Genomic DNA, 13699 nt, shown 5'->3' with positions numbered 1-13699 from the left:
TTTCCCGCTTTGTGTTATCAGCCGAAATTCAATAAATTGATTTTCCTAGTTTATTTTCAAAACCTATTGTTTTGATTCCAACAAAACATCAACCAAGGAGGGAGGTAATGGCAGCCAAACACGTTTGTCATCTTATCTGGTTTCGCAATGATCTGCGGGTCACCGATAACAAAGCGCTTTCCTCCGCCTGTGCAGACCCAGATGCGAAAGTCATTGCCCTTTTTACTGCAACCCCTAAGCAGTGGCAACAACATGATATGGCTGAGCGACAAATCTCATTCATTCACCAAAACCTTGCTGAACTGCAAAATTCACTCGCTGAGCTTGGTATTCCACTGGTTTGTCAAACTGTGGCTAATTTTGCCGACGCAGCACAATGGGTACTCGATTACGCAAAGACACAGCAAGCGGATGCCTTGTTTTTTAATCGGCAATATGAGTGGAACGAAAAACAACGAGACGAGTGGTTAATCAATCAACCTCATGGGTTGCATATCCATGCTTTCGATGACTATTTATTACTACCACCCGGCTCCGTGACGACTCAAAAAGGGGAGATGTATCAAGTTTATACTCCCTTTCGCCGAGCCTTCCTCACCCAACTTACCGTGACAGATTGCCGTTCACTACGAGCCCCAGAAAAACGAGCTGCCCCTATCAACATTGATAGGGCTTCACCGTTATTTCCGCATCAGCCAATTGAAGACTTCCAGCAATTTCCTGCCGGTGAAAAATCGGCTTTAACGCGACTCAGGCAGTTTTGTTCCCAGAAAGTCGGCGATTATCAAAATGATAGAGATATTCCCTCTATTGATGGTACCAGCCAATTATCACCTTACCTCGCGGTGGGGGTCCTATCCCCTCGCCAATGCTTCAACCGATTACAAGCAGAGAACCCCCAAGTGTTAGATCACCCTGATAGTGGGGCGTTCACGTGGTTAAATGAGTTAGTCTGGCGTGAATTTTATTCACATCTTTTAGTCGCATTTCCACGCCTAAGCCGCCACCAACCATTTATTGAATGGACACAACATATTCACTGGAATGATTCTTCGACCGATTTTGCAGCATGGAAAACAGGACAAACGGGTTATCCTATTGTGGACGCGGCTATGCGCCAACTGAATACAACGGGCTGGATGCATAACCGTCTACGAATGATTGTGGCCAGTTTTTTAGTCAAAGACTTACTGATTGATTGGCGCAAAGGTGAAAAATACTTTATGAGCCAACTGCTTGATGGCAGCTTAGCCGCGAACAACGGCGGTTGGCAGTGGTCAGCCTCAACAGGCGTTGATGCCTCTCCTTGGTTTCGTATCTTTAACCCAACCACTCAAGGGAAGAAGTTTGACGCACAAGGGACTTTTATTCGCCATTGGCTGCCCGAATTGCAGCAAGTGCCCGACAAATATATTCATACGCCATATGAATGGGCTGTAATCAGCAATACAGCGCTTAATTACCCAGAACCCATTGTTGACCATAAACAAGCTCGGTTAGCGACTTTAGCTGCATTTGAGACGGGTAAACGTAATAGTTTGAAGCAATAAGTCGTTTGAAATACGATGAATAGCAAAGTTATTATTTGCTTTAAGGGTTACTATAACGCCTCAATCATAAGGAGCAGATATGAGCGTTATTTTACAAGTTGATTTTCCGTATCAGGGGCCATGGGGTGATGAAATGATATCCGCAATGAATGATTTGGCGGAATCAATTAACCAAGAGCCGGGCTTTATTTGGAAGATTTGGACTGAAAACCCACAAACGCAAATGGCAGGTGGTGTGTATCTGTTTGCTTCAGAAACTGATGCACAAACTTATCTCACCAAGCACAGTGCACGATTAAAATCCTTTGGTATTCCTGATGTTCGCGGTGCGATTTTTGCAGTAAATAACGCGCTTAGCCAATTGAACCAAGCGCAGTTTTTAGCACAATAATTTTTATCACAACAATTTTTAGCACAATAAATAGTTATTGGCACTGAAATTCAAACAACATCACATCTGAGGTAAATGAGCCATCGGCTTGTACTGCAAAGTGGCTTTTTACCTCATCACTTAATGTTCCTTGGTAGTGGCGGATAGCCTCGACGAATGGCTGTGGTGTCCGCATCCGTTCAACCCAACTGGTAAATTCCAATGCTAAACGGAAACTTTGCACCCGACGAACAAATAGCCCCGCACTATTAAACATACCAGACCATTCTCCAGCAGAATAATCACGAATGTGTGAGGTATCCCGGAGCACTTCGACCGTTTGTAAGTAAATATCCAATAATGGATGTCCCGGTGATACCACATCAATAAAGATGCCTTTTCCACCCGGTTTGAGCACTCGGCGCACCTCACGTAGCGCTTGTTCCACATCGTGCCAATGGTGTGCTGAGTAACGGCTAATCACTCGGTCAAAACAGTGCTCACCAAACGGTAGAAACTCCGCGGTACCTTTGCAGGTGGTGATATTATTTAATTCACGTTCTTGTGCATTGTTAGCCACAACATTGAGCATTGAGTCGGACAAATCATAAGCCGTCACTGACTTCACTAACGGTGCTGCATGAAAGCTGACATGCCCTGCACCACAGCCAAGGTCAAGCACGTCTTCATCCTGACAACCTTGTAGCAATTGTTGCAAAACAAGTAGGTCTTCACCTTGTGCATGAACTTGGCTGGTTAAATACGAATTGGCTTGCTGGTCAAATTGTTGATAAACCGCTTGGTGGTGCGTTTTCATCTTTGTTTCCCTACATTCTGTTGCTGGTCACTCATCACAACAGAAAATGATTGAAAAAGCACCTATTAGCTCAATAATTAATTCACTCCGTATAATGATTAATGAAAATCACCAACACGACGCTCCACCAGCGTTAAAATACTGTACAACGCCACAACGGTGTCATCCTGATTAAACACTTGCACGTCCCATTCAACAACGCCATTTGGCTTATCTTCAGCGAGTTTTTGCGTTTTTTTGATCTTTTTCTTGCACGTTAGGCGAACTTGTATGGTGTCACCGATTTTCACAGGTTCAATAAAACGCAAACTTTCCATACCATAATTGGCGATCACGGGCCCAACCCCTGCATCAACAAATAGCCCCGCTGCGGCTGAAACGACAAAATAGCCGTGCGCAATTCGTTCACCAAATAACGACTGTGCCGCACCAATTTTATCAACGTGAACATAAAAATTATCACCGCTGAGACAGGCAAAATTAGCAATATCTGCTTCTGTAACGGTACGCCTTGCGGTCAGTAACGTGTCGCCAATTGCTAAGTCTTCAAAATGTTTGCGGAATGGATGAACCACATCAGCGATGGTATCTGCACCGCGGATCCATTGCTTAGTAATTGCCGTTAGCATAGAAGGGCTACCTTGAATAGCCGTACGCTGCATATAGTGTTTGACTGCTCTCAACCCGCCGAGCTCTTCGCCACCACCTGCTCGGCCTGGACCGCCGTGTACCAGTAACGGAAGCGGTGAACCATGGCCTGTGGACTCCGCGGCTGATGCTTCATTTAAAATCAACATTCGCCCATGTGCCCGCGCACTGGCACGAATGACCGCTTGTGCGACTTGTGCGTCAGCAGTGACTAACGTCCCCGCAAGGCTTCCTCCACCTAAAATCGCTAACTGCACCGCTTGTTCGATATCGTCATAGCTCATTAATGTGGCGACGGGACCAAAAGCTTCAATTTCGTGTACCGCTGTAGATTTAAAAGGCTCTGCACAATACAACAGCGTTGGCGGATAGAACGCCCCGTGTTGGCTATCTCCCCCAATAACATCCAGCTTTTCAAATTGCCCACCACATAGGACATCACAGCCATGATCACATAAATAATTCACTTTCTCTTGTACATCTTGGCGCTGCTCTAAGTTAATCAATGCCCCCATTCTGACCCCTTCAATTGCAGGGTCACCCACTGTTGTAGCGGATAAGCGTTTCAATAATGCCTGCTTTACATTTTCGAGCTGTTTCTTCGGCACGATAATACGACGGATCGCTGTACATTTTTGGCCCGCTTTCGCGGTCATTTCTCGAGTGACTTCTTTAATAAATAAAGCAAATTCAGGCTGATCTGGCTGGACGTCATCACCTAAAATGGCACAGTTTAATGAGTCCGCTTCCATCGTGAAAGGGACTGATTTAGCCGTGATACGTGGATGCGATTTCAGCTTTTGCCCTGTACTCGCCGACCCCGTAAAAGTCACAACATCTTCAAAATCAAGGTGTTCAAACATATCGCCAACACCACCGCAAACCAGTTGTATTGCGCCATCAGGCACTAAACCGCTATCAACCATTAGCTTCACCATCGCCTGTGTTAACTGTGCTGAGGCGGTTGCGGGTTTGATAATAGCAGGCATGCCAGCAAGCCATGTGGGTGCCAATTTTTCTAACATTCCCCAACAAGGGAAGTTAAATGCATTAATGTGCAGGGCAACGCCACGGCGAGATGTTAAAATATGATGGCCAATAAATTGCCCTTGCTTTGATAACGGGATCATTTCATCTTCTGGCCAAATAGTGTCATCCGGTAGCTCACGGTTAGCGAGCCCCGAATAAGAAAATAGTGTGGCAATTCCCCCTTCGATATCCACCCAGCTATCCGCTTTAGTTGCACCAGTTTGTGCCGAAATCGCATATAACTGGGCTTTATGTTCCAGTAGGTATTTTGCGAGTGCCTTGAGCATCTGCCCACGTTGCTGGAATGTCATCGCCGACAATATTTCGCCTCCTACTTGGCGACCATACTGCAAGCTTTCTGCTAGCGGCAACCCTTCTGTCGTCACTGTATATAAAGTTTCATTCGTTAGCGCATGGTGAATTTTTCGCCCTTCGCCCTCACCTTGTACCCATTTGCCCATAATGTAACTTGTTAAATGCTGCATATTCCTCTCCAGAAATAAAAACATCAATTCAAATTAGATAACAAATATGTATCATAAAAATAAGCATAGAAGCTAATTTAAATTTAACAAATTAAGAACAATTTTATATGAAATGCCTATTTCCATTAAAACCACACAAAACATAATAATTTTAATTAATTGTTTTTATTGTAATTTACTTTATTGATTGTGAAGCCACTCGCAAAACAAGGTTAATAAACATTGATCTTTTTGTTAACACTTCCTAGCATTAATGTTAAATATATATGATTCATTATTTTCATATAAATAAACATTAGCGAATCATTTAATGGAAAAATCAATGAGCGAGCAAAATCAGGCTAACTTCGAAGCCAAAATCGAAGCCGATATTTCCATCGAGCCCAAGGATTGGATGCCCGATGCGTATCGGCAAAACCTTATCCGCCAAATTGGTCAACATGCCCATTCAGAAGTCGTCGGCATGCTACCAGAAGCGAATTGGCTTACACGAGCACCGACATTGCGTCGTAAAGCAATTTTACTGGCCAAAATTCAAGATGAAGCAGGCCATGGTTTATACCTGTATAGCGCAGCCGAAACTCTCGGTTGCTCTCGTCAAGATATCTACCAAAAGTTACTTGATGAAAAAATGAAATATTCCTCCATTTTTAACTACCCGACATTAAGTTGGGCTGATGTAGGCGTGGTTGGATGGCTTGTCGATGGTGCGGCAATTGTGAACCAAGTAGCACTGTGCCGTGCCTCATATGGTCCCTATGCCAGAGCGATGGTGAAAATCTGTAAAGAAGAAAGTTTTCACCAACGCCAGGGTTATGAAGCTGTGATGGCGCTTGCACAAGGCTCCGATGAGCAAAAAGCCATGCTGCAAGATGCGATAAACCGCTTTTGGTGGCCCGTTCTCACGATGTTCGGTCCAAATGATTCGGACTCCCCGCACAGCGCTCAAAGTATGGCTTGGAAAATCAAGCGCTTCAGTAATGATGAGCTGCGGCAAAAATTTGTTGATAACACCGTTCCGCAAGTGGAAGCGTTAGGTATGACGATCCCTGACCCTGATCTGGTTTGGGATGAAGAACTTGGTCATTACCGCTTTGGTGAAATCGATTGGGAAGAGTTTTATCAGGTGATTAAAGGCAATGGCATTTGTAATCACGAACGCCTTAGCGCTAAGCGCAAAGGGTGGGAAGACGGCGCATGGGTACGTGAAGGTGCAATGGCACATAGTCGCAAGCAAAAATCCGTTAAAACAGCGGCTTAATTACTGACCATTTTACAAAAAGGAAAACACCATGAGCAATCAAGATTGGCCTTTATATGAAGTTTTTGTCCGTAGTAAGCAAGGGCTTGCGCATCGCCATGTTGGTAGTTTACATGCTGCTGATGACCAAATGGCACTAGAAAATGCCCGCGATGCGTATACAAGGCGCAGTGAAGGCTGCTCAATTTGGGTGGTTAAAGCCGCACATTTAATTGCCTCACAACCTGAAGATAAAAGCACATTTTTCGACCCTGCAGATACCAAGGTCTATCGTCACCCAACCTTCTATACCATCCCTGATGGTATCAAGAATATGTAAGGAGCTTGCCATGAACCAACAACAACAGCTCCACGATTACACATTACGACTTGGCGATACCCCCTTAATTTTAGCGCAGCGCCTGTGCGAATGGTGCGGCCATGCCCCTGAGCTCGAAATTGACCTTGCGTTATCCAATATCGGCTTAGATTTGCTAGGGCAAGCGCGTAACTTTTTAAACTATGCCGCGCAATTAAAAGGGCCTGAATGCGATGAAGACACCCTTGCCTTCTTGCGCGATGAACGAGAGTTCAGCAATTTATTATTGGTTGAACAACCCAACAATGGCTTTGATGACACTTTAGTGCGCCAATTTTTTATGGATGCATATCATGTTCCATTATATGAAGCGCTAATTCATAGCCGTGATGAACAACTGTCTGCCATTGCTGAGAAGTCCCTCAAAGAAGCCGTTTATCACTTGCGTTTTAGCCGTGGCTGGATGGTCCGTTTAGGGGATGGCAGTGAAGAAAGCCATCAACGAATCCAACGTTCAGTCAATGAGTTATGGCGTTTTACTGGCGAACTTTTCCATGCTGATGACGTTGAAATCGCACTTAGCGAATTAGGCATCGCTGTTGACCCACGTTCTTTACAAGCCGCATGGTTAAACACCATTAACGAAACATTCACTGAAGCGACCCTCACTGTGCCAGAGAAAAAAGCGTATCGCTTAGGCGGCAAGCAAGGCAGCCATACTGAGCACTTGGGCTTGTTATTAACGCAATTGCAGTTTGTGCAACGTGCTTATCCGAACTGCCAGTGGTGATGTTATGGAACAGAGACTGCAACATCGCGAGCTTCAATCGCCCCAGGTTCACCAGATCTGGCAGCAGCTCCACCAAATACCCGATCCTGAACTACCCGCACTCTCTATTACTGATCTTGGCATGATCCGCAACGTGCTGCCGGCAGCTCAGGGCTGGAAAGTTATTTTTACACCTACCTATTCAGGTTGCCCAGCAACTGAATTTTTAATCAATGAAATCAAAACTGTTCTCGGTAATGCCGGTTTTCCAAATATCGACATCGAAATTCTGTTAACACCCGCTTGGACAACGGATTGGATGAACCAAGATGCGAAAAGACGCTTGCGTGAATTTGGTATCGCACCTCCGCAAGGTACGTCCTGCGAGCACCCAGAACACAAAGGCGCGGTTCGTTGCCCACGTTGTGACAGCGAACAGACCGAAAAAATTAGTGAATTTGGTTCCACTGCATGTAAGGCATTGTATCGATGCACTGAATGCTTAGAACCGTTTGATTACTTTAAATGTATTTAGGGGCACCCATATGACTGTATTTCATCGTTTAAGTATCGCTGCCATTGAACGTGACACCCCTGATGCTGTCGCCATTACTTTTAATGTACCCGATACATTACGAGAGCAATATCATTACCGCCCAGGGCAACACCTGACATTAAAAGCCTCTATCAATGGCGAAAACCTACGCCGCTGTTATTCCATTTGCAGCTCACCGGATGAAAACACGCTAAAAATTGGAGTAAAAGCGATTTACGAAGGGCGTTTCTCTAATTTCGTTAACCAAGAGTTACGAGTTGGCGATAGCCTTGATGTGATGGTTCCACAGGGGCAATTTGGTTACCAACCCGTAGCAGATACCCATGCACATTACCTTGCCGTCGCTGCTGGCTCTGGGATCACGCCATTGCTCTCCATCATTAAAGCCACATTACAAACTGAGCCAAAAAGCAGTTTTGTACTGATTTATGGTAATCGAAATAGCCGCTCAGTGATGTTTAAAGAGAGCATTTCAGACCTAAAAAATCGTTTTGCAACACGCTTCCAAGTTCTCTACCTGTTCAGCCAAGAACAGCAAGATAGCGAGCTACTCAGCGGTAGAATTAACCAACAACAACTCAGAGCCTTAAATAACACCTTATTGAATTTTAAGCAATTTGACCGAGCATTTATTTGTGGGCCCGACAGCATGATGGATGAGGTTCACGACACTTTAGTCGGTTATGGCATGCCTAAAGAATATGTTCATACCGAGCGCTTCAATACTTCAGGCACTAAATTCAAGCCCGTAACCGCCATGACTAGCGAAACACGCAAAGTCAGTATTCACCTCGATGGTAGAACCATGGACATCGCCATGGATAGCCAAGACGACAGTATTTTGGATGCCGCACTGCGCCAAGGCGCGGATTTACCCTATGCCTGTAAAGGCGGCGTTTGCGCAACCTGCAAATGTAAATTGCGCTCTGGTGAAGTGGAAATGGGGGTTAATTACAGCCTTGAGCCCGACCAAATCGCGGCTGGGTACATTCTTAGTTGCCAAGCGTGGCCAAAAGGCGATGGCGTTGTTTTAGACTTTGACGTGTAGGAACTGTAATGGAAAACCATTGGATTTTATCACAACAACATAACCGGGTTTTGACTCTGACGTTAAACCGCCCAGAAGTACGTAATGCCCTGAGCACCGCCTGTTTAGAATTGCTGGTTCAGCACCTCGAGCAAGCACAAATCAATGATGAGATTGGTGCGATCGTGATCACCGGAAATCCGCGTTTTTTCGCTGCAGGAGCCGATCTTAAAGAACTACAGCAACAAACTGTTGCTAATACGATCACCGATAAACGCCCCCAAGTTTGGCGCAGGTTATCCGCGATATCAAAACCCATTATTAGTGCTGCGAATGGTTATGCACTGGGTGCAGGTTTTGAATTATTACTCGCCAGCGACATCATTATTGCTGGTGAATCAGCTCGTTTCGGTTTACCCGAAATTACTCTGGGTTTAATGCCCGGAGCCGGGGGGACACAGCGTTTAATTCGTGCCGTGGGCAAATCCCTCGCCATGCAAATGGTACTAACAGGTGAACCAATCAGTGCTAAACATGCGTTGCAAGCAGGGTTAATCAGTGAAATTTGTGTGGATGAATTGGTGCTAGAACGCGCCCAAAAGCTGGCAGAGCACATCGTAATGCATGCGCCTTTAGCCGTACAAGCCGCAAAAGCATCACTGGTGCATTCTCAAGAAAACCATCTTACCGAGGGGTTACAGCTTGAGCGCCAATATTTTGTGACTTTAGCGGGTACCAACGATCGACGTGAAGGGATCGAGGCATTCTTCGAAAAACGAAAACCTCAATTTACAGGACAATAATCATGAATAATGAAGCAATGATCCTCACTACGTTAGAAAATGGGGTTCTCACCATCACTCTCAACCGCCCTGATAGGCTGAATAGCTTTAATGATGAGATGCATCGCCAACTCAGTGAGGCTATCAAAATAGCGGAACGCGATGAAACCGTACGCTGTTTAGTGATCACCGGTGCAGGCCGTGGATTTTGTGCCGGACAAGATCTAAATGATCGCAATGTGAGCGTGGGCAGTGACGCTCCTGATCTCGGGTTCTCCGTTGAAACTTACTATAACCCCTTGATCCGCCGCCTAACCACATTACCGAAACCGATTATTTGCGCGGTCAATGGTGTGGCCGCAGGTGCAGGCGCCGCCATTGCACTCGCAGGCGATATTGTCATTGCCGCAAAAAATGCCAGTTTTATTCAATCTTTTTGCCGCCTTGGCTTGGTTCCTGACTCAGGAGGAAGCTGGTTTTTACCTCAATTAGCAGGCCATGCACGGGCAATGGGGATGGCATTATTAGGCGATAAAATAAGTGCGGAGCAAGCATTACAGTGGGGAATGATTTGGCAGGTCACTGAAAATGAAGAACTCATTAATACCACTCAACAGCTCGCACAACACCTTGCAACCCAACCGACTTATGGTTTAGGGCTTATCAAAAAGGCCATTTATGCCGCGGCAACCAATACTCTCGATGAGCAACTCAACCTTGAGCGTGACTTACAACGCCTTGGCGGTCGAAGTGAGGATTATCGCGAAGGGGTCAATGCTTTTTTAAATAAACGTGAACCCCAGTTCAAAGGATGCTAACCATGACATTACCTTTGAATCATACTATCAACACCATCGCGGTAATTGGCGCTGGAACCATGGGGATTGGCATTGCACAAGTGGCAGCAACAGCGGGGTTATCCGTCTTACTGTTTGATGTGAACCAAGATGTGTTAAGCCGTAGTTTATCAACGATGACCCAACGTTTACGCAAACGTGTTGAGCAAGGGAAAGCAAAACTAGAGGTCACGGAGGCGATTATCGCAAAAATCGCAGTGGTAAAAAGCCTCTCGGCACTGTCGGATGCACAATTAGTCATTGAAGCCGTTGCTGAAAATCTGGAAATAAAACAGGCAATTTTTAGTGAATTAGAAGCGATTTGCAGCAAAAATACGCTATTTGCCAGTAATACATCTTCATTATCGATTACCGCCATTGGGCGGCAGCTAACACACCCCGAGCGTCTTGCAGGCCTGCACTTTTTTAACCCCGCCCCCGTGATGAAATTAGTTGAAATCGTTCGAGGGCTAGAAACATCTAACACCGTCATTGAACAGTTAAAAGCCCTAACTTTATCATTTGGAAAAATCCCCGTAATTTGCCGTTCCACCCCCGGTTTTATTGTCAACCGAGTGGCTCGGCCTTTCTACGCCGAAACAATGCGTGCCCTTGAAGAACAAATTGCGTCTCCTGCCACATTAGACAGCGCAATACGTGACGCTGGGGGTTTTGCCATGGGCCCACTACAACTAACTGATTTAATTGGCCATGATGTAAACTATGCGGTAACTGAATCAGTATTTCAGGCCTTCGGTTATGACCCACGCTTTCAAACCTCATTAATGCAATTGGAATTAGTCCAAGCAGGCCATTTAGGCCGTAAATCGAAGCAAGGGTTTTATCATTATGATGATAATAAACCTCAACCTTTACCTTCAATTGCAGAAAAAATTCATCTTGAGCAGCCCCAAAATATAAAAGCGCATGGCAACTGGCAGATATTTCCTGAGTTCGCGCGGCTTTTAACTGAAAATGGGATCTCTCTCGAAGGATTAACACAACATTCTGATCAATCCCCGACACTTATTGTTAATGGCGTTATTATTATGTTAACAAATGGTGAATTGGCATCGTCACATGCGCAAACACAAAAACAAGCCGTCGTGCATTTTGACTTATCGGTAAATTACCTTACCGCAACAACCATCACGTTAAGCTGTGCATCGCAAAATAGTGCGCAACAAAACCAGCAAGCTATCGCGTTTTTTCAATCATTAGGTAAACACGTAATTGTATTACCAGACTACCCAGCGCTGTTAACCATGAGGACAGTCGCGATGCTATGCAATGAAGCGTTAGATATCGTCAATAAAGGAATTGCAACGGCATTAGATACCGATAATGCCATGTGTTTTGGCGTGAATTACCCTAAAGGCCCACTCGCTTGGGGTAGGCAGCTAGGCTGGCAACGTGTGCTGTCAGTACTTGAAAATTTGACTCAGTTTTATGGAGACAGTCGTTATCGGCCAAACCCACTTTTAAGGCAATTAGCCGCAGGTTATCAATCTTTAACTTTCAAGGAGCTACCATGATTTCATTGCCAAACATTACGCTGGCTCAGCAATCAGCTCACATTATGTACCGTGATGATGCATGCGCAAAAGCGATGGGTATGTCCATTGAAAAAGTCGAGGAAGGTTTTGCGCAATTGAAAATGCCGATCACAGCACAGATGCTTAATGGCCATAAAACCTGCCACGGAGGGCAATTATTTAGCCTTGCCGACACCGCGTTTGCCTACGCCTGTAATAGCCAAGGGCATGCTGCCGTTGCTTCCATGTGCTCCATTGATTTTATTCGTCCCGGTTTTGAAGGTGACCTGCTTACCGCGACCGCCACGATGAAACACCAAGGTAAACGTAACGGTTTATATGAAGTCGAGATAACTAACCAAGATGGTAAAACGCTTGCGCTGTTCCACGGTCGTTCTCATCGGTTAGGCCATCGTTTAACAGGAGAACAATCATGATAGATGCGTTTATTTGTGATGGTGTCCGCACTCCCATTGGCCGCTACGGTGGTGCTTTATCATCATTACGCCCTGATGACCTTGCCACTGTTCCATTAAAAGCCTTAATGGAAAGGCACCCGCAACTTGATTGGTCATTAACTGACGACATCATTTTAGGTTGCGCAAATCAAGCAGGAGAAGACAACCGTAATGTAGCACGTATGGCGGGGCTGTTATCTGGGCTACCTGTTTCTGTTTCTGGTACCACCATTAACCGCCTATGTGGTTCTGGGCTAGACGCTATAGCATTAGCGGCAAGAAGTATCAAAGCTGGTGAGTCTGGGCTCATGATTGCCGGAGGCGTCGAATCCATGAGCCGAGCGCCGTTTGTGATGGGTAAACCAGAATCTGCATTCTCTCGTCAAGCACAAGTATTTGATACCACTATTGGCTGGCGCTTTATCAACCCGTTGATGGAACAACAGTTTTCCACAGATTCAATGCCAGAAACTGCGGAAAATGTGGCAGAAACTTACCAAATTAGCCGTGAAGACCAAGATGCTTTTGCATTACGTAGCCAACAACGCACTGAAACTGCCAAAGTTAACGGTATTTTTGCGCAAGAAATCATCCCTGTAACGGTTAAACAACGTAAAAATGAATACGTCGTCAGTGAAGACGAGCATCCAAGAGCAGAAACAACATTTGAACAATTACAAAAACTAAAAACCCCATTTCGCGATAACGGGACTGTAACGGCTGGTAATGCTTCCGGTGTTAATGACGGAGCCGCCGCACTGATTATCGCATCCGACACTATCGCCAAACAACAAGGGTTAACACCGCGGGCTCGTATCATCGCTACAGCCACTTGTGGCGTTGAGCCAAGATTGATGGGGATCGGTCCACTCCCTGCCTCGCAAAAAGTATTAAAAATGGCAGGGCTCACCATCGAACAAATGGATGTTATTGAACTAAACGAAGCCTTTGCCGCGCAAGCACTCGCCGTTTTAAGGGGGCTTGGTTTACCTGATGATGCCTCACACGTTAACCCAAACGGAGGGGCAATTTCACTAGGCCATCCACTTGGAATGAGTGGAGCAAGGCTTGTTATTGCCGCTATCAATGAACTACACCGCAGACAAGGTCGTTATGCATTATGCACCATGTGTATCGGGGTTGGCCAAGGGATCGCAATGATTATTGAACGAGTCTGAACAACGTCTTAATACAAATAAAAACAGCCTGAAAACCCGACACCTGCTCAGGCAAATACCAGAAACGTCATGCATTAGCGTGAACTGGTAACCATAATAA

14 protein-coding genes are annotated in these 13699 nt (G+C 45.5%); 12 read left to right on the top strand and 2 right to left on the bottom strand.

Annotated features, from left to right (window positions below; genetic code table 11):
* The first annotated feature begins 107 nt into the window (after positions 1 to 107).
* Entirely contained in the window at positions 108 to 1550 is a 1443-nt protein-coding gene (gene phrB / locus FVA69_RS01000; protein ID WP_164528263.1) for a deoxyribodipyrimidine photo-lyase, read from the top strand.
* Positions 1551 to 1629: 79 nt separating this feature from the next.
* Positions 1630 to 1941, top strand: coding sequence for a monooxygenase (locus FVA69_RS00995; RefSeq protein ID WP_004266141.1), 312 nt, complete (start codon positions 1630 to 1632; stop codon positions 1939 to 1941).
* A gap of 34 nt (positions 1942 to 1975) precedes the next feature.
* Here FVA69_RS00995 and FVA69_RS00990 read toward each other — a convergent pair whose 3' ends face one another.
* The gene (locus tag FVA69_RS00990; protein WP_117162930.1) at positions 1976 to 2737 is read right to left on the bottom strand and encodes a class I SAM-dependent methyltransferase; all 762 of its coding nucleotides are present in this window, start codon (positions 2735 to 2737) and stop codon (positions 1976 to 1978) included.
* A 98-nt stretch (positions 2738 to 2835) separates the two neighbouring features.
* On the bottom strand, positions 2836 to 4899 hold the full coding sequence (paaZ, locus tag FVA69_RS00985; protein ID WP_110731477.1) for a phenylacetic acid degradation bifunctional protein PaaZ: 2064 nt from the start codon (positions 4897 to 4899) through the stop codon (positions 2836 to 2838).
* Positions 4900 to 5221: 322 nt separating this feature from the next.
* Between paaZ and paaA the strand changes: the two genes are divergently transcribed.
* From paaA to pcaF, 10 genes are read left to right on the top strand one after another with little or no spacing between them, the layout of a single operon-like run.
* Positions 5222 to 6160: a 1,2-phenylacetyl-CoA epoxidase subunit PaaA gene (gene paaA, locus FVA69_RS00980; protein ID WP_164528262.1), complete on the top strand. Its 939-nt coding sequence runs from the start codon at positions 5222 to 5224 to the stop codon at positions 6158 to 6160.
* Between the two features lie 31 nt (positions 6161 to 6191).
* Complete coding sequence (gene paaB / locus FVA69_RS00975) at positions 6192 to 6479, top strand: 1,2-phenylacetyl-CoA epoxidase subunit PaaB (protein WP_004262911.1); 288 nt, start codon at positions 6192 to 6194, stop codon at positions 6477 to 6479.
* A gap of 10 nt (positions 6480 to 6489) precedes the next feature.
* Positions 6490 to 7248, top strand: coding sequence for a 1,2-phenylacetyl-CoA epoxidase subunit PaaC (gene paaC, locus FVA69_RS00970; protein ID WP_004266145.1), 759 nt, complete (start codon positions 6490 to 6492; stop codon positions 7246 to 7248).
* Between the two features lie 4 nt (positions 7249 to 7252).
* Positions 7253 to 7762, top strand: a complete 510-nt coding sequence (gene paaD, locus FVA69_RS00965; RefSeq protein WP_109912376.1) for a 1,2-phenylacetyl-CoA epoxidase subunit PaaD — start codon at positions 7253 to 7255, stop codon at positions 7760 to 7762.
* Positions 7763 to 7772: 10 nt separating this feature from the next.
* Positions 7773 to 8831 (top strand): 1,2-phenylacetyl-CoA epoxidase subunit PaaE, encoded by a 1059-nt coding sequence (paaE, locus tag FVA69_RS00960; protein WP_164528261.1) that lies wholly within the window; start codon positions 7773 to 7775, stop codon positions 8829 to 8831.
* Positions 8832 to 8839: 8 nt separating this feature from the next.
* Entirely contained in the window at positions 8840 to 9613 is a 774-nt protein-coding gene (paaF, locus tag FVA69_RS00955) for a 2,3-dehydroadipyl-CoA hydratase PaaF (protein WP_109912373.1), read from the top strand.
* Between the two features lie 2 nt (positions 9614 to 9615).
* Positions 9616 to 10410 (top strand): 2-(1,2-epoxy-1,2-dihydrophenyl)acetyl-CoA isomerase PaaG, encoded by a 795-nt coding sequence (gene paaG, locus FVA69_RS00950; RefSeq protein WP_109912372.1) that lies wholly within the window; start codon positions 9616 to 9618, stop codon positions 10408 to 10410.
* Between the two features lie 2 nt (positions 10411 to 10412).
* Complete coding sequence (locus tag FVA69_RS00945; RefSeq protein ID WP_164528260.1) at positions 10413 to 11963, top strand: 3-hydroxyacyl-CoA dehydrogenase; 1551 nt, start codon at positions 10413 to 10415, stop codon at positions 11961 to 11963.
* Positions 11960 to 12400 carry a hydroxyphenylacetyl-CoA thioesterase PaaI gene (paaI, locus tag FVA69_RS00940; protein ID WP_004266152.1) on the top strand — a complete coding sequence of 147 codons (441 nt, stop codon included), beginning with the start codon at positions 11960 to 11962 and terminating at the stop codon, positions 12398 to 12400. The genes FVA69_RS00945 and paaI overlap by 4 nt, the downstream gene beginning before the upstream one ends.
* Positions 12397 to 13599 carry a 3-oxoadipyl-CoA thiolase gene (gene pcaF / locus FVA69_RS00935; protein ID WP_110731480.1) on the top strand — a complete coding sequence of 401 codons (1203 nt, stop codon included), beginning with the start codon at positions 12397 to 12399 and terminating at the stop codon, positions 13597 to 13599. The genes paaI and pcaF overlap by 4 nt, the downstream gene beginning before the upstream one ends.
* Positions 13600 to 13699: the final 100 nt, after the last annotated feature.

Source organism: Providencia sp. PROV004 (genome assembly GCF_011045615.1).
Lineage (GTDB): Bacteria > Pseudomonadota > Gammaproteobacteria > Enterobacterales > Enterobacteriaceae > Providencia > Providencia rettgeri.
This window is presented reverse-complemented; position numbering and strand designations above follow the sequence as displayed.